Origin of the sequence: Dietzia sp. KRD202, from assembly GCF_017168155.1 — a bacterium.
GTDB classification, from domain to species: domain Bacteria; phylum Actinomycetota; class Actinomycetes; order Mycobacteriales; family Mycobacteriaceae; genus Dietzia; species Dietzia kunjamensis.
This window is the reverse complement of sequence record NZ_JABFAN010000017.1, coordinates 123,919-150,032: the sequence shown is the minus strand read 5'-3', so window position 1 is coordinate 150,032 and position 26,114 is coordinate 123,919. Positions and strand designations below refer to the sequence as shown.

Below are 26,114 nucleotides of genomic sequence, written 5' to 3'. Positions count from 1 at the left end.
TCACGGTCCGGTGTCGAGGAACTCCGGTCCCGGGGTCCGCCCGGAGGCCACCGCGTCGAAGAACCCGGTCGTCGTGGGGCCCCACACGAGGTAGGAGCCCACGGACCCGGAGGCCATCCCGTCGTGGGGTGCGGTCACGGTGAGCGGGTCACCGCTGAGTCGACGCATCACCATGGCGAGGTTCCAGATGTGGTCGCCGGTGTCCACGGTGACCGCCTCCGACGCCGAGTTCACCAGGGGCACGGCCGTGAACGGATTGAGCAGGTTCCCGGGCGAGAGCGTCTTGCGCATGAGCGCGCCGAGGAACTGTCGCTGGTTGCGGACGCGCTGCAGGTCCTGCTCGGCGAAGCCGTAGCGGGTGCGCACGAAGCCCAGCGCCTGCGGGCCGGCGAGCGTCTGGCACCCGGCGGCGAGGTCGAGTCCGGCGAGCGGGTCGTTGATCGGCTCGTCGATGCAGATGTCCACGCCGCCGACCGCGTCGACGATCCCGGCGAAACCGCCGAACCCGATCTCCGCGTAGTGGTCGATCCGCACCCCGGACTGCTGCTCCAGGGTCTGCGCCAACAGGGGTGGACCGCCGAAGGTGTAGGCCGCGTTGAGCTTGTTCTCGCCGTAACCGGGGATGTCGACCAGCAGGTCACGGGGTAGGGAGATGAGCATCGTCCGGTCCCCGCCGCGGGGGGTGTAGACGAGCATCATCGTGTCGGTGCGCTTGCCGCCGGCGTCCGACTCGGACCCGGTCGACAACTGGGCCTGCTGCTCGGCGGTCAATCCCTCGCGGGAGTCGGTGCCCACCAGCAGGGTGACGGTGCCGGGCGTGTTGCCGCCTCGCCCCGGGTAGTCGGTCAGCGCGTCGATCCGCTGCAGTTTCGAATCCGCCCACAGCACGCTCACCACCCCGAGCGTGAGCACGACGACCAGCACCAGTCCGAGGATCCGCAGGGGCCCGATTCGGCGCCGCGGGGTGCGGCGGCTGCGGGGGCCGCGCGGCGTCCCCGCCGCCCCGCGCGGGGGGCGACGGTCGGGTCGCCGGCCGCGGCGGTCGACGGGCCCCCGGTAGGGGTCGCGCGAGCCGGCCCGTGCACCGGCGGGCTGCCGCGGGTCCCGGGGATCGCGTCCGGCACGCGGGTCGCGGGGGTCGCGCCCGGCACGCGGGTCGCGGGGGTCGCGTCCGGCACGCGGGTCGCGGGGGTCGCGTCCGGCGCGCGGGTCGCGGGGGTCGCGCCCGGCGCGCGGGTCCGCGGGGTCGCGGCGGTCCCGGGCGGCGTAGCGGGCCCGCTCCTCCGGGGACAGCGGCTCCGGTTGCTGGCGTGGCTGATAGCCGGTGCGACCCACGGGACGGTCACCGCCCGCGGCGCGGGGGTCCCGCCGGTCGCCCCGATCGCCGCGGTCGGGCCTGGCCGACGGGTCCCGCGGCGCGCCGGGGTCGGCGTAGCCACGGCGTTCGCGCGCGCGTCGCCGGAGCTCGGCGGCCTCCTCCGGGGTGAGGTGCCGGCGCCTGGAGTCGTCGGTCATGGGATCGGACTCTACTTGCCCGGTGCCGCGGTCGGCGGGTCCCACGGCCCCGGCGGGACAAGCGTCACAACCGCGGGGGTCGCCCCTCTGCGCCGGGGTGCGCTGCCCCTATGTACGCAATTCGACCCGGTTCGCTGCCTGAATGGACCATTCGGGCAGCGCACCTGAAGCGGTGGCGGGCGCGGAGCGGCGGCCGGGCGGTCACAGCGATGAGTCGGGCGGTCACAGCCACGACAGGTGCGGGGCGAGCAGCGCATAGCCGAGGAACGCGACCACGTCGAGCAGCGTGTGCGCCAGCACGAGCGGCCACAGCCGGCGGGTCCGCATCCACCACAACGCGAACACCACACCCATCGCCAGGTTCCCGAGCCCGCCGCCGAACCCCTGGTAGAGGTGGTACGACCCGCGCAGCAGGGCGCTGGCCGCCAGGGCCAGTGCGGGCGGCACCCCCAGCTGGCGCAGCCGGATGAGCAGGTACCCCACCACGAGGATCTCCTCGGCGGCGCCGTTGCCGGCGGCGGACAGCACCAGCACGACGGGCCGCCACCACGTCTCGCCCAGGCCCGATGCCGACACCTGCAGATTAACGCCGGCGGCGACCGCGCCGAGGTACAACGCCAGCCCGGGGACGCCGATGACGGCGGTCAGCGCGAGCCCCCACGCGATCTGACGGCCCGGACGGTCGCGCACCAGCCCGACGGCCCGTGCGCCGAGCCCGGAATGCGCGAGCAGCACCAGCGGCAGCAGCGCCCACGCCAGCAGTCGCAGGACCCCGAGCGCCTGGTAGGCCAGGTCGAGCCACGGATGTTCCGAGCGTGAGACGTTGAGGGCGGCGGTCTGCTCCCCGAGGTCCGCCGGTGCGAGAAGCGCGGAGACCAGGTCGAGGACGGCGTAGGCGCCGGACAGGCCGAAGGTGACGGCCAGGACGACGACGAGCTCGGCCACCAGCAGCCGGCGGACACGGGGGTCGGTCACCGGGTCGAACCGAGCCGCATACCGGGCGAACGCCTCGCGGGGCGAGAGAGCCGCGCGGACCCGTCCCGCGCCGGAAGCCGGTGGCATCGACCCGCTCACCGCCACGCGGTCACTCGGGGAGCCGGACATGGTCGACGATCCGGTCCATCCACCGGACGCCGGGAGCGGACTGCTGCGCGGTGGTCACGTACGCCACCCACCACCGGCTGTCCTCGGAACCGAAGACAGCGGTGTAGACCAGGCCGCCGGAGTCCTGGTCGGGGATGCCGTCCGGGACCACCACGTAGGAGATCGCGGCGCCCGTCCCCGCCTCGTTGTCCACGGGGGCCATCCGTTGTTCGTCACGGGTCCCGGACACGCCCAGGACGTACAACTGGATGGTCTCCGCGAGCGCGGTGGCGGCCCCCTGGTCATCGGTGATCGCGGCGGCGGCGATCCCGGATTCCAGGGGCCCGGCGAGGATGCGGGTGTCCAGGGCCCGACCGGTGCCGACCGGCCGCAGCTGCACGCTGCCGAACTCCGGGTCGTCGATCACACGCCAGCCGACCGGCACCTGCAGCTCGAGCCCGGAGCCCTCGTCGACGTAGTAGGTGCCGGCCAGGGTCGAGTCGCGGGGCAGCACCGATGCGGGGTTCGTGGCCACGGCGGCGACGAGCAACGCGGCCAGCAACCCCAGTGCCACGTGGACGGTGCGCGGCCCGCGCTTCTCCTCGGGCGTGAGGTGGGAGGCGTCCGGGGCGTCGTCCGGTGCGGGGGTGTAGTCGGCCGCGTACTCGGGCACGGGGGAGTCGTCGGTACCCATCGGGGAGAGCGTAGCAACGTGCGGGGTGTGGTCCTGAGGTCATCGCGCGGGGTGTAGACCTGAGGCCATGACGGTGTCGCTCGAACTGCTCGGTCGCGGTCCCTCCCGGCCGGATCTGCTGGACGACCTCGTGGTGGACGAGGCGTCGATGGTGTCGGCCCTGGCGCGGTGGTCGGCGCCCGCCCCGGTCGAGGTGGAACCCGCGGCCGCCACCGGCCTGCCCGCGCTCGACGCGGTGGCCGGGGTGCTCGCTGCGGGAACCCCCGCGGTCGTCGACGTGGCCCCCGGGCTGGCCGGCCCCGGGCCCGCCGCCGACCACCTCGCGGACCTGCTCGCCGTGGCCGCCCACTCCGGGGTGGGGTTCGGTTCCGGCCTGGTGCCCCGCTGCGCCGACGCCGACCAGGTGTGGGCCATTCTGGCCGGCGCCGTGGCCGCCATGACCGGGGCGGACGCCCGCGCGGCGCTCGCAGGACCGGACCCGGCCCGGATCCTGGGCCTGTCGAGGTCGGCCCGGGAGGCGATCCGCGACGTGGTCACGTGCGCCCTCGTGCCCGACGGGCGGGTCGACGCCGTCTCGGCGGACCTCGCGTCGGCCGACGGTCCCTGACGCTGGCTAGTCTTGTCGTCGTGGTCACCGTCGCCTACCTGGGCCCGCCCGGCACCTTCACCGATGCCGCCCTGCACCGACTGCGCGCAGACGCGCGCACCTCGGCGCTGCTCGCCGATGCCGAGGCGGTCCCCGCCGGCACCCCCGACGAGGCGTTGGCCATGGTCCGCGCCGGCACCGCCGACTACGCGTGCGTCCCGTTCGAGAACTCCGTCGACGGCACCGTCAACCCCACCAGCGACGCGCTCGCGGTGGGGGACCGGCTGCAGATCTTCGCCGAGACCGAACTCGACGTGGTGTTCTCCATCCTCGTGCGGCCCGGCACCGCCGCCGACGACGTCCGCGTCCTGCGGACCCACCCCGTCGCCGCCGCGCAGGTCCGCCGCTGGGTGGGGACGAACCTGCCCCGGGCCCACATCGAGACCACCTCCTCCACCGCCGCCGGCGCCGAAGAGGTCGCCGCCGGCACCGCCGACGCCACCGCCGCGCCCGGCCGGGCCGGCGAGATCAACGGACTGGTCCCGCTCGCCGAGAACGTCGCCGACATCGGCGGGGCGCGCACCCGGTTCGTGCTGGTCGGACGGCCCGCCCCGCCACCGCCCCGGACCGGCAGCGACCGCACCTGCGTGATCTTCGGGCTGCCCCACGAGCCCAACTCGCTGGTCCAGGCGCTCACCGAACTGTCGATCCGCGACATCGACCTCACCCGCATCGGCTCCCGGCCCACCCGCGTCGAGCGGTTCACCTACCTGTTCCACGTCGACCTCGTCGGGCACATCGACGACCCAGCGGTGGCGGAGGCGCTCGTCGCGCTGCGTCACCGGACCGCCGACCTGCGCTACCTCGGGTCGTGGCCCGTCGCCGGCGGCGGTGAGGCCGGTGCGCCCCCACCGGACCGCGCCGAGGAGATCGACTGGCTCGACCGCCTGCGACGCGGGGAGGACGCGGGGTGAGCGCCCGCCTCCACCTGGTCCGCCACGGACAGACCCCGTCCAACGTCGCCGGCGCCCTCGACACCGCCCTGCCCGGCGCGCCGCTCACCGACCTCGGGCGCGATCAGGCACGGCTGGTGGGCGGGGAGCTGGCCGGCTCGGGAATCAGGCCGTCCGTCGTTCTCAGCTCCGAGGCCGCCCGCGCCCGCGAGACCGCCGGGCTCATCGCCGGGGAGATGGGCCTGCCCACCCAGGCCGTGCCCGGCGTCCACGAGGTGCAGGCCGGCCGCTACGAGATGCGGACCGGTGCCGAGGCGCTCCTGGCCTACAACCGGGTGGTGCGTGACTGGTTGGAGCTCGGCGATCTCGACTCCCGGCTCCCCGACGGTGAGAGTGCCCTGGACGTGCAGGACCGGGCGATGCCGCTGATCACCGAGCTGCGCGAGTCCTATCTCGACAACGCCGTGGACGTGGTGTTGGTGGTGCACGGCACGCTCATGCGGATGCTCGCCGTGTTCGCCGGCGCCGTCCCCTCGCAGTGGGCGCTGGACAACCGGATCCCCAACTGCGGGGTCATCGAGCTCGCGCCGGACGGCGGCGGCTGGGCGTGCGAGCGGTGGGGCGACCACCTGGGGCGACCGGGGTACTGACGGCGGCGGGCTCAGCCCCGATCGGGCTCAGCCCCAGCCGAGCGCGTGGAGCGTCTCCTCGTCGATCCCGAAGTGGTGCGCGATCTCGTGGATCACCGTCACCGCCACCTCGTGGACCAGCTCCTCCTCGGTGGAGCAGAACGCGCACAGTGCGCCCCGGTAGATCGTGATGGTGTCCGGGAGGAACCCCGAGTAGGTGGTGTCGCGCTCGGTCAGCGCCACCCCCTCGTACAGGCCCAGCAGGTCGGGCTCGTCCGGGTGGCGGTCGGCGATGAGCACCACGACGTTGTCCATCGCCTCGAACAGCGCGTCCGGGACCGAGTCCAACGCGTCGTCCACCAGCTCCTCGAAGCGTGTCTCGTCGACCCTCAGGCTCACGGCGTCCCGCCGGGCACCGGTACCGACACCGTGCCCTGGCCCGCGTCGGTCGGCGCTCCGGGGACGCCTCCCGGCGGCTGACCCGGCGGCGGGATCTGCGTGGTGGTGGGAGCGACCGGGGTGGCTCCGTCGACCAGCACGCCCTGGCGCGCCGACCCCCGCAGTACCGCGAACGGGCCGGGTTCCGCGGCCTTCATCAACCCGCAGTTGACGGTCCGGCTACCCGTCTGCCACGACACCTCCGAGATCGGGTTGACCAGCGTCGAGATGAGGGTCGTCCGCCGCAGTGCCTCGGCGTCACCGAGGTAGGCGACACCGGCCTCCCGGCAGGCGTCGGCCGTGAGCTCGGACTGCTGTCGGGGGTCCGGCGGGACCGGCCCCTCCGGGAACACGGCGGAGACGTTCACGTCGGCGACGATCTCGATCGAGTGGTCCTCCGAACAGGGCGTGGTCGCGCCGGGTAGGCCCTCGTCGGTGAAGCCCAGACAGGTACCCGGCTCCCATCGGCGGTGCTGGTCTGCCTGGGCGAACGTGCCCGTCGACAGGGCGGAGCGTCCGTCGAGTTCGGCGGCGGCGACACCGCACAGCACGCTCCGGTCGCCCTTGTCCCAGCCCTGTTCGGAGGGCGGCACGACGAGCCCGGTGAAGCGGCCGCCGGGATCGACCTCGCGCCCGTCGGCGTACCGGGAGATCAGCGGGAGACAGCGCTCGGTCCCCACCGGCGCCAGCTCGGCACTGACCGGCAGCGGCGCACTCTCCCCGAAACCGGGGACCTCCGACAGGTCGATCCGGGCCGCCACCTCGAACCGGTGCGGTTCGGAGCAGTCCACCGTGTCGAACGAGGTGACGCGGTCCGCGGCGTCCAGCGACCAGGTCAGGCAGGTGCCCGGCGCGGCTTCGGCGTACGCGGGCCCGGACAGGGTGCGCGGGTCGACCTGCGGGACGACCGCCGCGATGCGTTCGGCGCGGGAGGAGTTGGGATCGTTGATCGCCGACGCCATGAGCGCACCGGTGACCGCCCCGCCGGACAGGATGGCGAGGAGGGAGGCCATGACCGCGCCCCGTGTGCGGAGCAGCGATCGACCACGGCGCGAGGATCGGGTGGAAGTGGTCATCGCCTTCCATGATGCCGCAATCGCGCGGTCCCGATAGGATCCTCTGCATGAGCGGACAGAACCACGACGAGCCGGCCGGTGCGGACGGCGACGTGCGCTCGCCGCGGGACGGGGTGGACCCGGAGGTCCTCGAGTTCGCGCAGATGCTGTTCCAGCTGGCCCGCGACGGCGAGACCGAGCGGCTCGCGGCGTATGTCGACGCCGGGGTGAGCCCGGACCTCACCAACGAGCGGGGCGACGCCCTGCTGATGCTCGCCGCCTACAACGGGCACCCGGACACCGTCCGCGCCCTGCTCCAACGCGGCGCCGAGGTGGACCGCGCCAACGACCGGGGCCAGACGCCGCTGGCGGGAGCGGTGTTCAAGGGGTACGGCGAGGTCGTCCGCGCGCTCTTCGAGGCCGGTGCGGACCCCTACGGCGGGACACCCACCGCGGTCGACACCGCGCGCATGTTCGAGAAGGACGCCTTCCTCGAGCTGTTCGGCGTCTGATCCACCCGCGGCCACGGTCGCGGCTCGGGCCGGCCGGGTGGGGCCGCTAGGCTGAGGTGCGTGATCGATCTCAAGCTGCTCCGCGAGAACCCCGACGTCGTCCGCGACTCCCAGCGCACCCGTGGTGAGGACCCGTCGCTGGTCGACCAGCTGCTCACCGCCGACGAGGCCCGCAGGTCCTCGATCGCGGCCGCGGACGGGGCTCGCGCCGAACAGAAGGCCCACGGCAAGAAGGTCGGACAGGCCTCGCCCGACGAGCGTCCCGCGCTGCTCGAGGCCGCGGGTGCGTTGAAGCAGGCGGTCAAGGACGCCGAGGAGGCCGAGAAGACCGCCGCGGCGGAAGTCGAGCGACTCCAGCGGCTGCTGTCCAACGTCGTCGAGCAGGGCACGCCCGCCGGCGGCGAGGACGACTTCGTGGAGATCGAGCGCGTCGGCGAGATCCCGACCTTCGACTTCGAACCGAAGGACCACCTCGAGCTCGGCGAGAGCCTGGGGCTGCTCGACATGGAGCGCGGTGCCAAGGTCTCCGGCGCGCGCTTCTACTTCCTCACCGGCTACGGCGCACTGCTGCAGCTGGGCATGCTGCAGCTGGCGGCGCAGAAGGCCACCGCCAACGGCTTCACGATGATGATCCCGCCCGTCCTGGTGCGACCGGAGATCATGCAGGGCACCGGGTTCCTCGGCGCGCACGCCGACGAGGTCTACAAGCTCGACGCCGACGACCTCTACCTGGTCGGCACGTCCGAGGTCGCGCTCGCGGGGTACCACCAGGGCGAGATCCTCGACCTGTCGGACGGGCCGAAGCGGTACTGCGGTTGGTCCTCCTGCTTCCGCCGCGAGGCCGGGAGCCACGGCAAGGACACCCGCGGCATCATCCGCGTCCACCAGTTCGACAAGGTGGAGATGTTCTCGTGGTGCAAGCCCGAGGAGGCCCACGCCGAGCACAAGCGTCTACTGGGGTTCGAGAAGGAGATGCTCGAGGCGATGGGCCTGCCGTACCGCGTCATCGACATCGCGGGTGGCGATCTCGGTTCCTCGGCGGCCCGGAAGTACGACTGCGAGGCGTGGGTCCCCACCCAGGGCACCTACCGCGAGCTCACCTCGACCTCCAACTGCACGACGTTCCAGGCCCGCCGCCTGGGTGTGCGGTACCGCGATGACGAGGGTCGGACGCAGACCGCCGCCACCCTCAACGGCACCCTCGCCACGACGCGGTGGCTGGTGGCGATCCTCGAGAACCACCAGCAGGCCGACGGCTCCGTCGTGGTGCCGGAGGCGCTTCGGCCGTTCGTCGGCAAGGACGTGCTCGAGCCGATCCGCTGACCCCGCACCGCGGGTGGTCGCCGGGGTGTCCGGGGACGACGACGAGGTCTTCGGACGCCTCGCGGGCCGCCGCCCGGGTCACGGGCGGAACAGCATCATCACGCCGCTCGCGCTGGCGCACGTGCGGCCGTCGGTGTCGGTGACCCGGACCTGCACCACGCACGTCGACCGGCCCGCGTGCTCGACCTCCGCGCGGATCGTGGCGGGCGTGCGCTCCAACCGGAGCGCCCGGATGTACCGCACGGTGAGGTCGAGGGTGCTGTAGCCGACGCCCTCCTCCACGACCGTCGCCGTCGCGTAGCCGAGCGCCGTGTCCACCCACCCGGAGACGATCCCGCCGTGGACCGTCCCGCCGTTGTTCAGTGCCCACTCCGCGGGCTCGGCCGTCATGGTCACAGCGCCCACCTCGGCCGCGGACAAGCGGACGCCGAGCGTATGCGCGCCGGGGGAGAGGTGTCGCTCGCCGTCGATGATGAGGCGCAGCGCCTCCAGACCCGCGTGCACGCTGCGCTCGGCAGCACCCGGCAGGGCAGGCCAGGAGTAGTGGCGGCTCTGTGCCACCGGGTCGACCGAATCGAAGGGGGCGTCATCCACCCCGCCGAACCTACCGGCAGGGGCGGGCACCCGTGTCGGTGCGGGCGGCTACGCTGGTGGCCGTGGAGCTGCTCTATACGGGGATCATCGGGTTCGCCCGCACAATGTTCAAGGTCCAGGGCCTGGACCTCACGATTCGCGGGGAGCGCAACTTCCCCGAGGTCGGTGGGGCGGTGGTGGTGATGAACCACACCGGATACCTCGACTTCGTCTACGGCGGCATCCCGGCGCGCGTGCACAAGCGGTTCATCCGCTACATGGCCAAGGTCGAGGTGTTCGACCACAAGGTGTCCGGGCCGATCATGCGCGAGCTCAAGCACATCCCCGTCGACCGGACGGCGGGCAAGGCGTCCTTCGACGAGGCCGTCGCCCGTCTCCGGGCCGGCGAGCTGGTCGGTGTGTTCCCCGAGGCCACCATCAGCCGCAGCTTCGAGGTCAAGGGCTTCAAGTCGGGTGCGGTGCGGATGGCACTGGCGGCCGATGTCCCCATCATCACCGTGACCCTGTGGGGATCGCAGCGGGTGTGGACCAAGGGCCTGCCCAAGAAGCTCCTGCGCCCCAAGGTGCCGATCATGATGGAGGTCGGCGAGCCGATGCGGGCCTACGAGCCCGTCGAAGAGTGCACCGAGGAGCTGCGCTCCCGCATCCAGGCCACCCTGGAGCGCCTCCAACAGGAGTACGCGGAGCGCTACGGCGCCTACCCGGCCGGCGCCAACTGGGTGCCCGCCCGCCTCGGCGGTTCCGCCCCCACGTTGGAGGAGGCCACCGCCCTGGACGAGGCCGAGCACGCCGAGCGCATGCGACGCCGTGCCCAGAAGGCAGTCGACCCGGATGCCGATGCCGGTGACGAGCCGGAGGGACCGGCGGGCCCGGACGCTCCGTGACCCGTTCCCGACCGCTGCTCGTCGCCTCCGACGTCGACGGGACCCTGATCGACAACGATCGCCTCGTCCCGGCCGCGAACCGGGCCGTCGTGGCGGACCTCGTCTCGGACGGGGCCACGTTCGTCCTGGCCACCGGACGCCCGCCACGCTGGCTGCCCCAGGTGGTCGACCAGTTGCCCGTCGCGCCCCTGGCGGTCTGCGCCAACGGAGCCGTCATCATGGACACCGACAGTGGCGAGTTCCTGGCCACCAGTCTCCTCGATCCCGAAACGCTCGCCGCGATCGACGAGGTGCTGCGCAGGCTGCTGCCCGGCAGCGGGATCGCGGCCGAGCGCCTGGGCGCCGACGCCGCGGATGCCGATTTCGTGGCCAGCCCGGACTACGAACACGCCTGGATCCATCCCGCGCACCTCGAGGTGGGTCACGACGAGGTCCTCTCCGAGCCGGTGCTCAAACTGCTCGCCCGGGTCCCCGGTATGCCGAGCGCCGACATGGTGGCGGCACTGCGCGGGGAGGTGGACCACCTGGCGGATCTCACCTACTCGACCACCGACGGGCTGATCGAGTTCGCGGCCCGCGGTGTGACCAAGGCGAGTGGGCTGTCCCGGATCGCGGCGGGGACGGCGGCCGGCGCGGCCGTCCCGTCCGACGCGGTTCCGGTCACCGTCGCGTTCGGCGACATGCCCAACGATCTGGAGATGCTGCGCTGGGCAGATCACGGGGTCGCGATGGGCAACGCGATCCCCTCCGTGCACGCGGCCGCCGACGAGGTCACGCTCACCAACAACGAAGCCGGGATCGCGCACGTCCTACGACGTTGGTGGGGCTGAGCGCCTGACCCGACCGGGGCCCTGTCGAAATGGGTCGAAATGGGATGCGGACCGGTCCCCACCACTTCCCCGGTGTGCACGCCGCCCCGGGTGGGGGAGGGGTGCACACCTGGTGGGACCCGGTCCGCACGACGTGGTCGGCCGGCGCGCGCCCGGTGATCGGGCGGCGCCGGCCGAGGATCAGGGGTTCGGTTCGACCGTGAGCTCCCGCGTCGCCGGGTCGTAGACCAGCGTGCCGCCGACGAACCGCTGGGCGACCGTCCCGTCGGCGCGCTCGGCCTCCGCGGAGACCGGCAGTCCGAGCGGGCCGTGCTCGAAGCCCTGGGCGGCCCACGCGTCGCCGATCACGCCCCACACGGGGTGCGTGCCCGTCTCGGGGGAGGAGTACAGCGCGCCGTTCTCGTGCTTGACCAGGGAGACGTCGCCGAATCGCTGGACTCCGGACAGTGCCTTGCCGAGCGGGCCGGCCAGCTTCTGGGCGAGCCCGGAGAAGTCGCGGCTGAGCACGTTCTGTGCCGAGCCCGCGTCGATCGGGATGTCCGACAGCGACTTGCCGCCGGTGAGGATCCGGGTCAGGGTCGCGGGATCGAGCTTGCCGCCGGTGAGGACGGTTCGCAGTGCGGAGGTCACGGCCTCCTGGACGCTGCCCTGGGTGATGACCGACGGGAGATCCGCGCTACCGGTGCCGCCACCCGTGCCACCGCCACCGGTGCCACCGCCGCCCGTGCCCGGGCTGGGGCTCGGCTGGGACGGGGCCGGGGCGCCGCCCCCGCCGCTCTTGGCGTAGGAGGCCGCGATGTCGCGGATCTGGCCCATCTTGGCGTAACCGGAGTTGCCCGGGCAGGACGTGAGGCCGACGTCGCGGTGGGCGAAGATGTTGGGCAGCCGGACGGCGGTCCCGTACGAGTACTTGGTGTACGAGGTGCCCTCTGAGTAGTGGGTGTCGGTGCCCTTGGGGTCGACGCCGGCGACGGACAGGCGCCAGCCGATGATCTCGCCGACCTTGCGGACGGTGGCGTCCGACGGGGCGACGTTCGAGTAGTCACCCATCATCGAGATGCCCCAGGTGTTGCCGTTGAAGCCGCCGGCGTGGGCGCCCTGGACGTTGCGGCTGAGCCCTCCGTGGCGGCCCTCGAAGGCCTGGCCGTACTTGTCGACCAGCACGTTGTACCCGACGTCGCACCAGCCGAGCGTGCGTGCGTGGTACGTGTAGATGCCGCGCATGACGCTGGCCGACCCCTCGCGGGAGTAGTCGTTGCTGCCCGCCGTGTGGTGCACGACCGCCGCGGCGAGGGTGGGGTCGTAGCTCGCGCTGCGGCAGCGGATCGACTCGTCGGCGCCCCAGCCGGAGCGGGAGATGATCGACGGCTGCCTGGCCGCGATGTCCCCGTGCGTGCCGCTCCCGCCGGAGGCGGTGATGTCGGCGAACGCCTCGGGATCGGGCGTCGGGGTGTCGTCGGGGGAGAGCAGGACGGCCTTGACCGACCCGGGGTCGATCGAGTCGGTGCTGCCTGAGTCGGCGTCGAGGCCCGAGGTCTCGGCCACGGGCTTGATGTCCGCGTAGCGGGTCGGCACCGGCGGGGTGCCGGCGGCGGCCGGCCGGGCCGGCTCGGACGTCGGGCCGGCGGGAGCAGAGGTCCGGGGGGCGGCGGATTCGGCCGCGCGGGTGGCCGCGACGTCCGCGTCAGCGGCGGCGGACTCAGCGGCGGCGGACTCAGCGGCGGCGGTATCAGCGGCGGGCGCGACGTCCTCGGCGGGCTCCGCGGGAGCCGGGGCGGCCTCGTCGTCGGGGACGGTGACCTCGGGCGCGTCGGCCAGCGAGGAGTCGGCGAGGTCGATCCCGGAGAGTGCGATCTGGACGGCGGTGGTGTCGGTCCCCAGGTAGACGGGCTCGGTGCCGCCGGTGCCGGTGACGCTCTCGCCCTTGCCGTCGGTGGACTCGGCCTCGTACCAGGGGCCCCACGTGCCGTCGGGGTTCTGGGCGCGCAGGGTGGCGACGGCGGCCGGGTTGTGACCCTTCCAGGTGACGCCGGCCATCGAGAACGGTGTGTCGGAGGTGACCTGGCGGACCGTGGTGCCGCCGGAGGCGATGTCGGTCTCCACGCCGACGGCCGGAGGCGCCTCGGCCAGCGGGACCTCGGTCTCGGCGGTGGGCAGGGCGCTGCCCGCGGTGGTGGCGATGTCGTCGCCGGACTGGACGACCTGGTCCGCCCCGTACACGGCGAGGGGCGTGACGACGGACGCCGCGACCGCCACCGCCAGGGCGAGGGTCCGGCGTCGACCACTGACGTACAGGGGGCGGCGTCGTGTTCTCAAGGGCTTCTCCAGATCAGATGTCTGTGTCCCGAAGCTGCTCACCTGCGGGGCACAACTGCCCGGAGGCCGCACCGGAGCGCGACCACTGGGACGAATGTGACGAACGGGGTCAATGTTATCCAAGAAACTCGTGAAACCAAGTGATAAAGACGTGAATATTGGGACTACAGGGATGTAGTTTCGAACCGGCGTACGACGGCGCCGACGCCCCACCTGCACCGTGGGCCACCGCGGTCGTCTCGAGAAGTCGTCCACCTCGTCGTCGTCGGCGTGCCCTGAACCCACCCCCGACCCGCCGGATACCCTGGGACCCGCACCCGCGCCGACCGGCGCGCGGTCAGGCGAGCGGCCGGCGGACGCACTACCCGGCGGACACCGCGGCGACGTACTACGGAAAGGCCCGACGGTTATGGCAGGCGAACGGCAGTGGGACACCTACGACCTCATCGTGGTGGGGTCGGGCTTCTACGGCCTGACCGTCGCCGAGCGGGCGGCGACCGAGCTCGGCAAGCGCGTCCTGGTGCTCGATCGGCGCCACCACATCGGCGGTAACGCCTACTCCGAGCCCGAGCCGGAGACCGGCATCGAGATCCACAAGTACGGCGCGCACTTGTTCCACACCTCCAACGAGCGGGTGTGGGAGTACGTCAACCGCTTCACCGACTTCACCGGGTACCAGCACCGCGTGTTCGCCATGCACAAGGGCACGGCGTACCAGTTCCCCATGGGCCTGGGCCTGATCAACCAGTTCTTCGGCCGCTACTACTCGCCGGACGAGGCGCGCGCGCTCATCGCCGAGCAGGCCGCCGAGTTCTCCGCCGAGGACGCGGCCAACTTCGAGGAGAAGGCCATCTCCCTGATCGGCCGCCCGCTGTACGAGGCGTTCATCAAGGACTACACGGCCAAGCAGTGGCAGACCGACCCCAAGAACCTGCCCGCCGGCAACATCACCCGCCTGCCCGTGCGGTACACGTTCGACAACCGCTACTTCAACGACACCCACGAGGGCCTGCCCGTCGACGGCTACACCGCGTGGCTGGAGAACATGGCCGCGGACGACAAGATCGACGTGGTGCTCGACACCGACTGGTTCAACGTCCGCGAGGCCGTGCGCGCCGCCAGCCCCGACGCGCCGGTGGTCTACACCGGCCCGCTGGACCGGTACTTCGACTACGCCGACGGCGAGCTGGGCTGGCGCACCCTGGACTTCGAGACCGAGGTCCTGCCCACCGGCGACTTCCAGGGCACCCCGGTGATGAACTACAACGACGCGGAGTACGACTACACCCGCATCCACGAGTTCCGCCACTTCCACCCCGAGCGCAAGAACTACCCCACCGACAAAACGGTGATCATGCGCGAGTACAGCCGCTTCGCCGAGCGCGACGACGAGCCGTACTACCCGATCAACGAGTCCACCGACCGCGAGCGGTTGGCCGCCTACCGCGAGCGGGCCAAGGCCGAGACCGCCGCCAACAAGGTGCTGTTCGGCGGACGTCTGGGCACCTATCAGTACCTCGACATGCACATGGCCATCGCCTCGGCGCTGACGATGTTCGACAACACCCTGGCGCCGCACCTGCGGGACGGCGCCGCGCTCGAGGGCTGAGCCTGCTCGCCGCGGCGCCGGGCCCGCACCGCGTGCCTCACCCCCAGGATCCGCTACTCGGAATCGGGATCCGCTACTCCTATCGGGATAGCGGATCCCCAGTCGGGGTAGCGGATTCGGCGGTGGTGCGGCCGGCCGGGGCGACGAGCCCGCGCACGACCGCGTCGCGCTGGGCGATGTGCACCAGCGTGGGCTTGGCCTCGCCGAGGTGCTCGAGCACCGGGGTGACCGAGGTCCAGAAGCGGCTCAGCGAGCTCAGCCCCTCGTTCTCGGCCAGGGCCTGGGCGCGCTCGGCGCGGGTGTCGTCGGCCCGGGTCGGGTGGAGGGCCGCGCGCTTGCCCTCGATCCGGTCGTCCTTGCGCTGGGAGATCACGTAGCCCAGCGCGAACGCCACACTCCGTGGCATCCGACCGGACAGCAGGACCTGCGCCTCCGGGTAGTCGTCGAGGACCTGCTCGACCGCGCCGGACAACTCCTCGACGAGCCGCGCGAAGGCCCGGCGGTCGATCTGTCGCCCGCTCGCGCCCGGGTACCACCGTCCGGCGGGGAGCGTCCAGGGGCGGAGGGTCGCGGTGGTGTCCGATCCGGCGCCGCGCGCGCCGCCGGAGCCGTTGGAGCCGTCGGTGGCGCCGCCCGCGCCGTCGGTGGGGGCGACGACGACGACGAGGTCCGCCGCCTCCCGAAGTGGATGCCCCGCGTCCACCTCGGACACCGGACCGCCCCCGTCCAGCTGGAGGGAGAGCCAGACCCGCTGCACGGAGGTCCGATCGGCCCGCGCCGCGGTCGCCGACCCGGCGGGGAGGGTGACCATCGACAGTTCGGCTCCGGGTTGGCTGCGGCGGGACCGCCACCGGCGCTCGGCCCACATGTCGTCGCCGTCGTCGAAGTACACCGTCCGTACGCCCGTGTCGCCGCCGGGCAGGCGACGTCTGCGGGCCTCGACCGGCAGTTCGGCGAGGTGGGTGCGCTCGCGCAGGAGGACGTCGTATCCGACCGCCAGCGCCGCCGGGAACGCGAGGTTGGGGGCCAGGACGAAGCCGGTCGCGTCGTCGTCGTCGTTCATCGCTCGCTCGAGTTCGTCGGAGACGTGGTCGACCTCGCGGCGCAGGTCCACCACCTCGTTCGCGGTGCCGAACCACCCGGTGGCCGAGCGGAAGCCCAGGCTGCGGGCGTTGGCCACGTCCACCGCGGCGCGCATCCGGTCCGCGCTCTCGGCCGGCAGCAGGCGCAGGTAGTACAGGGTGCCGTTGTGGGCGAGGAGCCACGCCCGCAGGGCCATCGCCACGACGAGCACGACGAGGGTGCCGACGAACCAGCCCAGCCGGGACGGGGACGTGCAGGCCTCGGACCACAGGTCCGGCACGGAGGAGATCGTGCACGAGGCGTCTCGGGTGATGAGGTCCTCCGCGACGAGGCCGCCGAACGCGGTCGTCAGGGCGACGGTGAGGGCGATGAGCGTTTCCAGGACGAACACCCGGTCGAGACTATCGCCGACCGGTGTCGCCGCCACCGCCCACCTGCGGCACTAGGCTCGGGTCATGACACGGACGACGACCGCCCCGGCCCTGCGCCTGCTCGTGGTGCTCGCCGGCGTCGCGGGACTGCTGCTCCTGCTGTTCCCGCTCGCGCCGGCCCGCGCGCAGGCGCCGGCCCGCGCGCAGGCGCCGGCCCCCGCCCCCGCGCCGGCCCCGGCGCAGACGGTCGAGGTCGGCATCACCGACCGCGCGGGCGTGCTCTCACCCGGGGACCAGGACCTGCTCCGCACCGAGACCGGGCGCATCGCGTTCCCGCCGCAGGTGGCGCGCGTCGAGTACCTGGTCTTCGACGACGACGGCGACAACCTCAACGACACCACCGAGCGCTTCGCCCAGGCCGAGCGACCGGATCTCGTGGCGGAGGACAGGGAGAAGTGGGCGCCGGGGACCCTGATCGTGGCCAACGACACGGAGGCGCGTGACGTCGGCATCTACTGCGGGGACGACGTGTGCGCCGCGCTCGACCTCTTCGAGGGCGGCCACCTCGACGGTTCGCTCGAGGCGATGAAGGACCCGATGCGGCGCGAGAACCACGCGGTCGGGCTGTTGGCGGGTGCGCAGGCGGCGGCCGATCCCACCGTGCAGGCGCCGGAGCCCGAGCCCGCGCCGGCGTGGCTGCCGTGGGCGTTCGCCGGGGCCGGGGTGGTCGTCGCGGGCGCGGTCGGCGCCGGGGTCGCGGCGAGCCGCAAGAAGAAGGCGACGACGGCGAGGGAGCGGTACGACCGGGTCTCCCGCGAATACGGACGGGTCGCGGGGGAGCTCAGCGGGCTGGACATCCGCGCCAACTCGCTCACCTCCCCGTTGGCCGACGACGAGCTGCGCTCCCAGTGGGAGGACGTGCGCGGCCGGTTCCTCGCGCTGGACACCGTCATGGGCCGGATCGGTGACCTGCGGCCCGACTCGACGGACGCCGAGTTCCGCGCCAAGGCCGGCGACATCGACACCGCCCACACCACTGTCGACCAGATGATCACGGCGGAACAGAACATCGACCAGCTCTTCCGCATGGAGCAGGGGGACGCCGACGTGCGCCGCCGCCAGCTGGGCGAGCTGCACGAGGACATGCTCGCCGCGGCGCTGGGGACGAAGGACGAGCGACTGGCCGCCGAGGCCCGGGCACTGGACACCCGCGCCGACGAGCTGGCCCGGGATACGCAGGCGCCCGACTTCATGGACCGCTACGCCCGGCTCGTCGTCGACTACCGGATCGTCGTGGAGGCGATCCGGGCGCGCGAGATGGCGGACGTCGAGACGGCGGACGACGCGGGCGACCGCCACGCGCCCCGGCTGTACGACCGGGACTGGCGGGCCGGGTACGGCTACAACGGCTTCGTTCCGTTCTATGTGGTCTCCAGCTGGCACGCGCACGACGTGCAGGCGGCGCAGGCGGCCAGCTCCACCACCACCGGCTACTCGAACGCGTCGTTCTCCGGCGGCGGAGGGTCGAGCGGGTACTAGAGCCGCCCGGCCCGGGCGGCCGACCCGGGTCGGCTCAGCCCTCGACGATCTCCACGGACTCGATCGTGTGCAGCGTCTGCGGCCGGCCCTGCGGGCTGCCGTCGTCCTCGATCGCGGTGACGGCGTCCATCCCGTCGGTGACGGTGCCGAAGAGGCTGTAGTCCGGCGGCAGGGAGACGCCGGAGTCGCCGGTGACGATGAAGAACTGGGAGCCGTTGGTGTCCGGTCCGGCGTTGGCCATGGCCATCGACCCGATCTCGTACTCGCCGGACTCGGGCAGCTCGTCGGCGAATTCGTATCCCGGGCCGCCGCTGCCGGTGCCCTGCGGGTCGCCGCCCTGGATCATGAAGCCGGGGATGACACGGTGGAACGTGATTCCCTCGTAGTACTTGTTGCGGGCCAGGAACACGAAGTTGTTCACCGTCTCCGGGGCCTTCTCCTCGAGCAGGTCCACGGTGACGGGGCCGGCGTCGGTGGCGATGACGGCGGAGTAGTCGACGCCGTCGGTCAGGCACATCGGGGGGGCCGAGTCGAACGAGGTGGTGCGCTCCGTCGCACCCTCGGCGGGCGGGCACTCGACCGCGCCCCCGGCGGAGCCACCGGACTCGCGGCCCTCGGACTGCGACGCCGAGGTCGCCCCGGTGGTCGCCGCGCCGTCGGACGGGGCGTCATCGGAGCCGCACCCGGCGAGCGCGAGGGGCGTGGCGAGGGCGAGCACCCCCAGGGCGGTGCGGACGGTCGGGCGGCGGCGGGCGGATCCGATGAGGTGCATGGGACGAACCTACTTCTTCCGCCGGCCCGGGTGGGCCCCGGCGCGTGCTGGACTGGGCATCACGGCCCCGACGGGTACGATCGACCCGGCTTTCCTGCCCGCCGTGCGGGCAGGGCGAGGCGCAGCAAGGCTGATGAGGGCGGCCCCCGGCCGTCGGGACGGGGACTGGCACACATGGAACACCACGGCCACCACGAACTGATCGACGAGATCGAGCGGTCGGTCGTCGCGCTCTCCGCTCCACGTGGCCGGGAATGCCTCCAACGCATCATCCTGCCGCGGGCCGGTGAACCGCTCGACGTGCGCTCGCTCTACCTCGCCGAGGCGCCCACCAACGTCCGGCGCGCGCACTCCTCCGCCCGGACCTCCCTGCGGATCGGGGCCGACTCCGAGGTCTCGTTCGCCACCTACTTCAACGCGTTCGCCGCGGCGTACTGGCGGCGCTGGTCCGTCCTCGGCGAGGTCGTCCTCCGGTTGACGGTGCGCGGTTCCGGTCGCGTGGACCTGTACCGCTCCAAGATCGACGGCTCGCGGATCGCGGTCACCGGTGACGTCGTCGGCGAACCGGGCCGCGCCGACCAGGTGACGACGGTCGAGTTCGTCTGCGACCTGGGCCCGTTCGAGGACGGCGGCTGGATCTGGTTCGACCTCACCTCCGACACGGACGTGGAGTTGCTCGCCGGCGGGTGGTACTCCTCGGTCGACGCACCGCCCACGCGTCCCGACGCCCGCCCGGACGGCACGCCCGACCCGGCCGTACAGGTGCCCAACGACCGGCGGGTCACCGTCGGCATCCCCACGTTCAACCGGCCCGGCGACGCGGTGGCCGCGCTGCGGGCACTGACCTCCGATCCCGAGGTCGACGCCGTGATCGACGCCGTCCTCATGCCCGACCAGGGCGACCGCAAGGTCCGCGACGAGCCCGGCTTCGCGGAGGCGGCGGAGTTCCTCGGGGACCGACTCCACATCTTCGACCAGCCCAACCTCGGTGGCTCGGGCGGCTACAGCCGCATCATGTACGAGGCGCGCAGGCTGACCGATTCCCCGTACATCCTGTACATGGACGACGACATCGAGATCGAGCCCGACTCGATCCTGCGGGCCCTGGCGTTCGGACGCTTCTCCACGGTCCCGATGCTGGTCGGCGGGCAGATGCTCAACCTGCAGGAACGCAGCCACCTGCACACCATGGGCGAGGTGGTGGGCGCGCACGACTTCATGTGGACCGCCGCCCCGCACGCGGACTACGACTACGACTTCTCGCGCTACCAGCTGACGGACCGCGAGAACCCCAAGCCGCTACACCGCCGCATCGACGTGGATTACAACGGCTGGTGGATGTGCCTCATCCCGCGCGTGGTCGCCGAGAAGATCGGGCAGCCGCTCCCGCTGTTCATCAAGTGGGACGACGCCGAATACGGGCTGCGCGCCCGGCAGGCCGGACACCCCACCGTCACCATGCCCGGCGTGGCGATCTGGCACATGGCGTGGTCGGACAAGGACGACGCGATCGACTGGCAGGCCTACTTCCACCTCCGCAACCGCCTGGTGGTGGCGTCGATGTACCACGACGGCGACCACAGGGGAATCATGCAGTCCAGCCTCAAGGCGCTGGTCAAGCACCTGGTGTGCCTCGAGTACTCGACGGTCGCCATCCAGATCGAGGCCATCCGCGACTTCCTCAAGGGGCCGGAGGCCCTGTACGAACTGCTGCCCACCGCGCTGCCCAAGGTGCGCGCGATGCGGGCGGAGTTCCCCGACGCGGTGGTCATCCCGTCGGCCGTCGACCTGCCCGCACCGTCGGGTGGCCCGGCCGGCATCCACTCCGAGCCCCGCGGCCCGGTCCGCAAGGCGGTGGCGCTGGCGCGGGGCCTTGCCCACACCCTGAGCAGGGACGACAAGACGCACCACGAGGTGCCGCAGGCCAACTTCCCGCCGATCGAGGCCCGCTGGTACTCGCTCAGCAGGGTCGACGGCGCGACCGTCACCACCGCCGACGGTCGCGGGGTCGTCTACCGCAAGCGCGACCGCGACCTCGCCGCCGCCCTGTTCAAGGAGTCGGCCGCCGTGCACCGTGAGCTGTTCCGCCGATTCCCGGAGATGCGCCGCCGCTACCGCGACGCCCACGCCGATCTCGTGACCAAGGAGGCCTGGGGCCGTGTCTTCGAATCCTGATCCGGTGGTGTCCGATCCCGCCGTGGAGATCCCCGTACCGACCGGCGAGGTCCGGTTGCTGGCGGCGATCCAGCGTCAGCTGTTGGCCGTGCCCGGTTCCCGGGAGGCGGCCGTGACACTGTCGCATGTCGGGGAGCACGCCCTGGGGTGGATGGCGGTCGCGGCCGCGGGGATGGCCGTCGATCCGGCCCGCCGCGGTCGGTGGGCGATGGTCGGCGTCGGCAGCTTCGGCGCCCATGCCACGTCCGTCGTCGTCAAGCGCGTCATCCGACGGCGGCGACCGGACCACCCAGCGGTGACCGTCGGCGTCGGTACCCCCTCCAAGCTCAGTTTCCCGTCGTCCCACGCCACGTCGACCACCGCGTTCGCGCTGCTCGCGGAGTCGGTGGCCGGGGTCCCGGTGGCGCCGGCGCTCGTGCCGGTCATGCTGGCGTCCAGGTTGGTGCTGGGAGTCCACTACCCTTCGGATGTGTTCGCCGGCGCCGCGGTCGGCGCGGGCTGCGCTGCGCTCACCCGCGCCGTGTGGCCCTCGGCCGCCGTCCAGAGCGTGCTGCCCGAGTCACTGCGCGACGGCGCGGCGGGCCCAGGCGTCACCCAGAACCGCGAGGAGAAGCGATGACCGATCAGTCCGGAGCGCCGGTGACCCGGGGCGGGGCAGACCACCACCTCCTCGGCGCCGAACCGCACACCGCCAACGAGATCGACGACATCGCCGAGGCGGAGGAGGATGCCAAGGGCGCGCCGCCCAAGAACCTCCTCGATGGCATGGTCAAGGCGCTCCGGCCGCGTCAGTGGGTCAAGAACGTCCTCGTCATCGCCGCGCCCGCGGCGGCCGGGTCCCAGACCCTCACCGACGGCAGCGTCCTGTTCTCGGTGTTCATCGCGTTCGTGGCGTTCTGCATGGCCGCCTCGAGCGTGTACCTCATCAACGACGCGTTGGACGTCGAGGCCGACCGCGCCCACCCGACCAAGCGGTTCCGCCCCATCGCGGCGGGCGTCCTGCCCGTGGGGTTGGCGTACGGCATGGCGGTGGTGCTCATCATCGCGTCGATCGCGATCTCGGTGCTGCTGGCGCACCCGGCCCTGGCGATCGTCGTGGCCGTGTACATCGTCCTGCAGCTCATGTACTGCTTCGGGCTCAAGCACCAGCCGGTGCTCGACATCGCGTTCGTCTCCTCCGGCTTCCTGCTGCGCGCGGTCGCCGGTGGCGCGGCCGCCGAGGTCGAGATCTCGCAGTGGTTCCTGCTGGTCATGGCGTTCGGTTCGCTGTTCATGGCCGCCGGCAAGCGCTACGCCGAGCTGAGCCTGCACCTGAAGACCGGCGCCAAGATCCGCAAGGCGTTGGAGAGCTACACCCCCACCTACCTGCGGTTCGTCTGGACGCTCTCGGCCACGGTGCTCGTGCTCTGCTACGCCCTGTGGGCGTACGACCGCGGCTCCGACCCGACGCAGCCGAACGGGGCGGCGATCTGGCTGCAGATCTCGATCGTGCCGTTCACCATCGCCGTCCTGCGCTACGCGGTCGACGTCGACGCCGCGCAGGCCGGCGAGCCCGAGGACATCGCCCTCGGCGACCGCGTCCTGCAGGTCCTCGCGGCGCTGTGGGTCCTCACCGTCGTGATCGGCGTCTATATCGTCCCGTCGATCGCCTGAGTCCGGCGGACGGACGATGTCGCAGGTGACGGCGGCGCGCCGGTTCGGGCGCACCGGGACGGTCTTCTGGACCGGGGTCGTGGTGGTGGTGGCGGTCTTCTTCGCCGGCGCCTGGCAGCGCCGGTGGATCGCCGACGACGGCCTCATCGTCCTGCGCACCGTCCGCAACCTCATCGCCGGCAACGGCCCGGTGTTCAACGCGGGGGAGCGGGTCGAGTCCAACACCTCCACGCTGTGGACGTACCTCATCTACGGCGTCCACGAGATCGTCGGGTACCGGCTCGAACTGGTCGTCCTGGGCGTGGCGCTCACGCTGAGCATGCTCGCCGTGGTGTTCGCGATGCTGGGCACCCGCGTGATGTACCGCGGCACCCGCCGCGCACCCGCCGGTGGGCCGATGGTGCTGCTGCCGTTCGGCGTGCTGGTCTACGTGATGCTGCCCCCGGCCCGCGACTTCGCCACCTCGGGTCTCGAGACGGGCCTGGTCATCTGCTGGATCGGCGCCATGTGGCTGGGGTTGCAGCTGTGGGCCCGCGCGCCCCATCGTGAGGGCCGGTTCGGCCTGCCCACCCCGGGCACGGCCGCGATCGCCTTCCTCGCCGGGCTCGGCCCCCTGGTGCGCCCCGAGATGGCACTGGCCGCGGCGGCGTTCCTGGCGCTGATGGCCGTCGCCCACCAGTCGTGGCGTCACCTCGGGTGGTTGGTGGTCCTCGCCGGCACGGTCCCGGTGGTCTACCAGCTCTGGCGGATGTCGTTCTACGCGCTGCCGTACCCGCTCACGGCCGTCGCCAAGGACGCCGGCGGGTCGAAGTGGGACAAGGGCGCCGAGTACCTGTGGAACCTGCTGTCGCCGTACGTCCTGCTGGTGCCGCTGACCGCCGTGCTCGTCGCGGGGCTGGTCGCCCTCTGGGCCCGCCTGGCCCCCCGCCCCGGAAATCCGCTACTCCCGCTCCGGATCCGCTATCCGCATCCGGGTAGCGGATCCCGAGGGACGGTAGCGGATCTGCGGGGCGCCGACGGTGGCGGCGACGGCGGGGGCGCCGACGCCCACGACGCCGACGCCCACGACGCCGACGACCACGACGGCGACGACCACGACGACGACGACGAGGGCGGTCGCCTGCCGCGGCTGCGCCGCCGGGCCCGCTCCACCCCGGTCGTCACGATCGTGTTCCTCGTGGTGGCACTGGTGATGTTGCTCTACGTCATCCGCGTCGGCGGCGACTTCATGCACGGCCGCGTGCTGCTGCCGTCTCTGTTCCTCCTGCTCCTGCCGGTCTCGGTGGTGCCCCTCCCCGTCGGTCCCGCCAGCGGGTCCGCGGAGGCCTCGGTGCGCCGGGTGGCGGTCCCGGCGATCGCGGCCGCGTGGCTCGTCGTCGTCGGCTGGGCGGTGACCGTCCAGGTCACCGAGAACCCGTTCCGGGAGGAACCGGAGTCGATCACGTCGGCGGGGATCGTCGACGAGCGCCAGTTCTACATCCAGCGGACCGGGCACAGGCACCCGTTGCTCGCCGAGGACTATCTGGACTTCCCCCGGATGCGGGCCCTGGTGAACGACGTCACCCGGAACCGGACCGGCGCGGTGTTCCTCCCGGTGCCGGGGTTCCAGGACCGGTGGGACGTGGTGTCCTACGACCGACCAATGCCCGGGTTGGCACCGTTCGAGCTGCCGGAGGAGCCCGTCAAGACGGTGGTGTTCCTCAACCTCGGCATGACCAGCATGAACCTGCCGCTCGACGTGGACGTCTACGACACCGTCGGGCTCGCCTCGCCGCTGGCCGCGCACACGGACCGCATGGAGGACGGCCGGATCGGGCACGACAAGTTCCTGCCGTACGACTGGGTGCTCGCGCGCACCGGCGTCGTGGAGGACCCGGTCAACTTCCCGCGGTGGATCGACGTCAACTGGGTGAACCAGGCCGAGGTCGCACTCCAGTGCCCCGCCACGCAGGCGCTCATCGAGTCCTACACGGCCCCGTTGACCCTCGAGAGGCGCTGGTCCAACGTGGTGAACGCATTCTCATACGCCGAGTACAGGATCAACAGAATCCCTGCGTACGAGGTCCAGAGGTGCGGACTGCCGATGCCGGAGGAAGTGGAGAAGTACCAGGGCACTCGGTAGTGTGGCGCACGCTGTTGTCTCGAAACGGTAACAGTCGGGGGTCGAAGTGGTCCCCGACCTGTAACACCTGTCCCAAAGTGCGCGACAGTATCGATGAACTCGATGTCGCAGTTCCGGTCCTCCCCTGGTGGGGCCGGTCCGATGAACGTCACCGATGCCTTCCCGGGCACCAGGAACGAACAAAGGAACACACGAATGTCCCACTCCACCCTCCGGCGCAGGTTCGCCGCCGGGCTCACCGCACTGGCGACGGCCGCAGGGCTCGTCGTCGGCGCCCCGGCCCTGGCCGGCGCCCAGGCGACCGAGCAGGGCTCGTCGGCCAGCCTCGGGTCCGCGGGCTCCGCTGCCGCGCCGCCCGCCGCCCCCGCGTTCCGGCCGGCCGGTGGTGACGAGAACCCGGTGGGTTTCCGTAACTGGCTTCGTCCCGGTTGTCAGTGGGACCCGGTCGCCTCCTGGGTCCAGCTGTGCGATGTCTACTCGCCGGCCATGAAGCGGGACATCAAGGTCCAGGTCCAGCCGGCCCGCTTCGGCGGCAACGCCGGTCTGTACCTGCTCGACGGGCTGCGCGCCCGTGACGACTGGAACGCGTGGACCCACGACGCCCAGGCCCAGCGCATCTTCCTGCAGGACAACATCACCCTGGTCATGCCCGTCGGCGGCCAGGTGTCCTTCTACTCCGACTGGGAGCGGCCCATCAACCTGGGCGGCAACCTGCTCGAGTACAAGTACGAGACGTTCCTGACCGAGGAGCTCCCCGGTTACCTGCAGGCCCACTTCGGCGTGGCCCCGAACAACAACGCCGTGGCCGGTCTGTCGATGGGCGGCTCCGCGGCCGCGATGCTCGCCGCCAAGCACCCCGATCAGTTCAAGCAGGTCTCGGTGTTCTCCGGCTACATGAACCCCACGGCCCCGGGCATGTACACCATGATCCCGCTGGCGATGTTCGACCAGTGCAAGTGCGACCCGTTCGCCATGTGGGGTCTGCCGGGCTCGCCCAAGTGGGGCGAGCACGACCCGCTGCTCAACGCCGCCAAGCTGCGCGACATCCCGATGTACGTGACCGCCGGGTCCGCGATCCCGGGCCGGTACGACCAGCCCTCCAGCCTGCAGGCCGTGTTCAACACGTTCAACGGCATCATCCTCGAGGGCCTGTCCCGCGGCTCGACGCTGGCGTTCCAGAACACCATGAACGCCGCGCCGAACAAGGCCACGTTCGAGTACCGCACCACCGGCATCCACGGCTGGGGTTACTGGAACGACGACCTCATCGCGGCCCGCTCGGCGCAGATCCTTCCCGAGATGAACGCATTCGCATGGGCCGGGTACTGAATCGACTGAAATAGGCACGGATTCGGCTGGCTACAGCGAGTCCTCACCC

The 26,114-nt window shown here is 72.1% G+C and carries 23 protein-coding genes; 14 read left to right on the top strand and 9 right to left on the bottom strand.

From position 1 onward, the window contains the following. From J1M64_RS19965 to J1M64_RS13275, 3 genes are all read right to left on the bottom strand, one after another. On the bottom strand, positions 1 to 1,515 hold the full coding sequence (locus J1M64_RS19965; protein WP_241261514.1) for an LCP family protein: 1,515 nt from the start codon (positions 1,513 to 1,515) through the stop codon (positions 1 to 3). A gap of 222 nt (positions 1,516 to 1,737) precedes the next feature. Continuing rightward, complete coding sequence (locus J1M64_RS13280) at positions 1,738 to 2,577, bottom strand: CPBP family intramembrane glutamic endopeptidase (protein ID WP_067715105.1); 840 nt, start codon at positions 2,575 to 2,577, stop codon at positions 1,738 to 1,740. 22 nt (positions 2,578 to 2,599) lie between these two features. Next, the gene (locus J1M64_RS13275) at positions 2,600 to 3,292 is read right to left on the bottom strand and encodes a hypothetical protein (protein ID WP_067714865.1); all 693 of its coding nucleotides are present in this window, start codon (positions 3,290 to 3,292) and stop codon (positions 2,600 to 2,602) included. 67 nt (positions 3,293 to 3,359) lie between these two features. Between J1M64_RS13275 and J1M64_RS13270 the strand changes: the two genes are divergently transcribed. From J1M64_RS13270 to J1M64_RS13260, 3 genes are read left to right on the top strand one after another with little or no spacing between them, the layout of a single operon-like run. Further along, a complete protein-coding gene (locus tag J1M64_RS13270) occupies positions 3,360 to 3,899 on the top strand; it encodes a hypothetical protein (RefSeq protein ID WP_206474417.1) in 540 nt (179 codons plus the stop codon). Positions 3,900 to 3,919: 20 nt separating this feature from the next. Next, positions 3,920 to 4,852: a prephenate dehydratase gene (gene pheA / locus J1M64_RS13265; RefSeq protein ID WP_206474416.1), complete on the top strand. Its 933-nt coding sequence runs from the start codon at positions 3,920 to 3,922 to the stop codon at positions 4,850 to 4,852. After that, positions 4,849 to 5,481: a histidine phosphatase family protein gene (locus J1M64_RS13260; RefSeq protein ID WP_206474415.1), complete on the top strand. Its 633-nt coding sequence runs from the start codon at positions 4,849 to 4,851 to the stop codon at positions 5,479 to 5,481. The genes pheA and J1M64_RS13260 overlap by 4 nt, the downstream gene beginning before the upstream one ends. Positions 5,482 to 5,508: 27 nt before the next feature. Here J1M64_RS13260 and J1M64_RS13255 read toward each other — a convergent pair whose 3' ends face one another. Both J1M64_RS13255 and J1M64_RS13250 read right to left on the bottom strand, forming a co-directional pair. Then, the gene (locus J1M64_RS13255) at positions 5,509 to 5,859 is read right to left on the bottom strand and encodes a metallopeptidase family protein (protein ID WP_069388729.1); all 351 of its coding nucleotides are present in this window, start codon (positions 5,857 to 5,859) and stop codon (positions 5,509 to 5,511) included. After that, a complete protein-coding gene (locus J1M64_RS13250) occupies positions 5,856 to 6,974 on the bottom strand; it encodes a septum formation family protein (protein ID WP_241261513.1) in 1,119 nt (372 codons plus the stop codon). Before J1M64_RS13250 ends, J1M64_RS13255 begins: the two co-directional genes overlap by 4 nt. A 47-nt stretch (positions 6,975 to 7,021) precedes the next feature. Between J1M64_RS13250 and J1M64_RS13245 the strand changes: the two genes are divergently transcribed. Together J1M64_RS13245 and serS are read left to right on the top strand one after the other, a co-directional pair. Then, complete coding sequence (locus J1M64_RS13245) at positions 7,022 to 7,465, top strand: ankyrin repeat domain-containing protein (protein WP_067714851.1); 444 nt, start codon at positions 7,022 to 7,024, stop codon at positions 7,463 to 7,465. A 60-nt stretch (positions 7,466 to 7,525) separates the two neighbouring features. Further along, the gene (gene serS / locus J1M64_RS13240) at positions 7,526 to 8,788 is read left to right on the top strand and encodes a serine--tRNA ligase (RefSeq protein ID WP_163375315.1); all 1,263 of its coding nucleotides are present in this window, start codon (positions 7,526 to 7,528) and stop codon (positions 8,786 to 8,788) included. Positions 8,789 to 8,866: 78 nt separating this feature from the next. On the opposite strand, the gene J1M64_RS19960 is transcribed toward serS, so the two are convergent. After that, complete coding sequence (locus J1M64_RS19960) at positions 8,867 to 9,382, bottom strand: PaaI family thioesterase (RefSeq protein ID WP_307872443.1); 516 nt, start codon at positions 9,380 to 9,382, stop codon at positions 8,867 to 8,869. A gap of 62 nt (positions 9,383 to 9,444) precedes the next feature. On the opposite strand from J1M64_RS19960, the gene J1M64_RS13230 reads away from it, so the two are divergent. Both J1M64_RS13230 and J1M64_RS13225 read left to right on the top strand, forming a co-directional pair. Beyond that, the gene (locus J1M64_RS13230; protein WP_173674785.1) at positions 9,445 to 10,266 is read left to right on the top strand and encodes a 1-acyl-sn-glycerol-3-phosphate acyltransferase; all 822 of its coding nucleotides are present in this window, start codon (positions 9,445 to 9,447) and stop codon (positions 10,264 to 10,266) included. Then, a complete protein-coding gene (locus J1M64_RS13225) occupies positions 10,263 to 11,096 on the top strand; it encodes an HAD family hydrolase (RefSeq protein WP_206474413.1) in 834 nt (277 codons plus the stop codon). Before J1M64_RS13230 ends, J1M64_RS13225 begins: the two co-directional genes overlap by 4 nt. 180 nt (positions 11,097 to 11,276) lie before the next feature. Here J1M64_RS13225 and J1M64_RS13220 read toward each other — a convergent pair whose 3' ends face one another. Further along, entirely contained in the window at positions 11,277 to 13,412 is a 2,136-nt protein-coding gene (locus J1M64_RS13220; protein WP_241261512.1) for an N-acetylmuramoyl-L-alanine amidase, read from the bottom strand. 409 nt (positions 13,413 to 13,821) lie between these two features. Here J1M64_RS13220 and glf point away from each other — a divergent pair, with 409 nt between their 5' ends. Further along, positions 13,822 to 15,021 carry a UDP-galactopyranose mutase gene (gene glf, locus J1M64_RS13215; RefSeq protein ID WP_206474412.1) on the top strand — a complete coding sequence of 400 codons (1,200 nt, stop codon included), beginning with the start codon at positions 13,822 to 13,824 and terminating at the stop codon, positions 15,019 to 15,021. A 79-nt stretch (positions 15,022 to 15,100) separates the two neighbouring features. On the opposite strand, the gene J1M64_RS13210 is transcribed toward glf, so the two are convergent. Beyond that, on the bottom strand, positions 15,101 to 16,495 hold the full coding sequence (locus tag J1M64_RS13210) for a hypothetical protein (protein ID WP_206474411.1): 1,395 nt from the start codon (positions 16,493 to 16,495) through the stop codon (positions 15,101 to 15,103). 64 nt (positions 16,496 to 16,559) lie between these two features. Here J1M64_RS13210 and J1M64_RS13205 point away from each other — a divergent pair, with 64 nt between their 5' ends. Then, positions 16,560 to 18,014 carry a DUF5129 domain-containing protein gene (locus J1M64_RS13205; RefSeq protein WP_206474410.1) on the top strand — a complete coding sequence of 485 codons (1,455 nt, stop codon included), beginning with the start codon at positions 16,560 to 16,562 and terminating at the stop codon, positions 18,012 to 18,014. 34 nt (positions 18,015 to 18,048) lie between these two features. On the opposite strand, the gene J1M64_RS13200 is transcribed toward J1M64_RS13205, so the two are convergent. Continuing rightward, a complete protein-coding gene (locus tag J1M64_RS13200) occupies positions 18,049 to 18,786 on the bottom strand; it encodes a peptidylprolyl isomerase (protein WP_206474409.1) in 738 nt (245 codons plus the stop codon). Positions 18,787 to 18,960: 174 nt separating this feature from the next. On the opposite strand from J1M64_RS13200, the gene J1M64_RS13195 reads away from it, so the two are divergent. From J1M64_RS13195 to J1M64_RS13175, 5 genes are all read left to right on the top strand, one after another. Beyond that, positions 18,961 to 20,961, top strand: a complete 2,001-nt coding sequence (locus J1M64_RS13195) for a glycosyltransferase (RefSeq protein WP_241261511.1) — start codon at positions 18,961 to 18,963, stop codon at positions 20,959 to 20,961. After that, entirely contained in the window at positions 20,945 to 21,580 is a 636-nt protein-coding gene (locus J1M64_RS13190) for a phosphatase PAP2 family protein (RefSeq protein WP_307872442.1), read from the top strand. Before J1M64_RS13195 ends, J1M64_RS13190 begins: the two co-directional genes overlap by 17 nt. Then, positions 21,577 to 22,614 carry a decaprenyl-phosphate phosphoribosyltransferase gene (locus J1M64_RS13185; protein WP_067714824.1) on the top strand — a complete coding sequence of 346 codons (1,038 nt, stop codon included), beginning with the start codon at positions 21,577 to 21,579 and terminating at the stop codon, positions 22,612 to 22,614. The genes J1M64_RS13190 and J1M64_RS13185 overlap by 4 nt, the downstream gene beginning before the upstream one ends. Positions 22,615 to 22,630: 16 nt before the next feature. Beyond that, complete coding sequence (locus J1M64_RS13180) at positions 22,631 to 24,736, top strand: arabinosyltransferase (RefSeq protein ID WP_206474408.1); 2,106 nt, start codon at positions 22,631 to 22,633, stop codon at positions 24,734 to 24,736. Between the two features lie 195 nt (positions 24,737 to 24,931). Beyond that, positions 24,932 to 26,065 carry an alpha/beta hydrolase family protein gene (locus J1M64_RS13175; protein ID WP_206474407.1) on the top strand — a complete coding sequence of 378 codons (1,134 nt, stop codon included), beginning with the start codon at positions 24,932 to 24,934 and terminating at the stop codon, positions 26,063 to 26,065. The last annotated feature ends 49 nt before the right edge of the window (positions 26,066 to 26,114 follow it).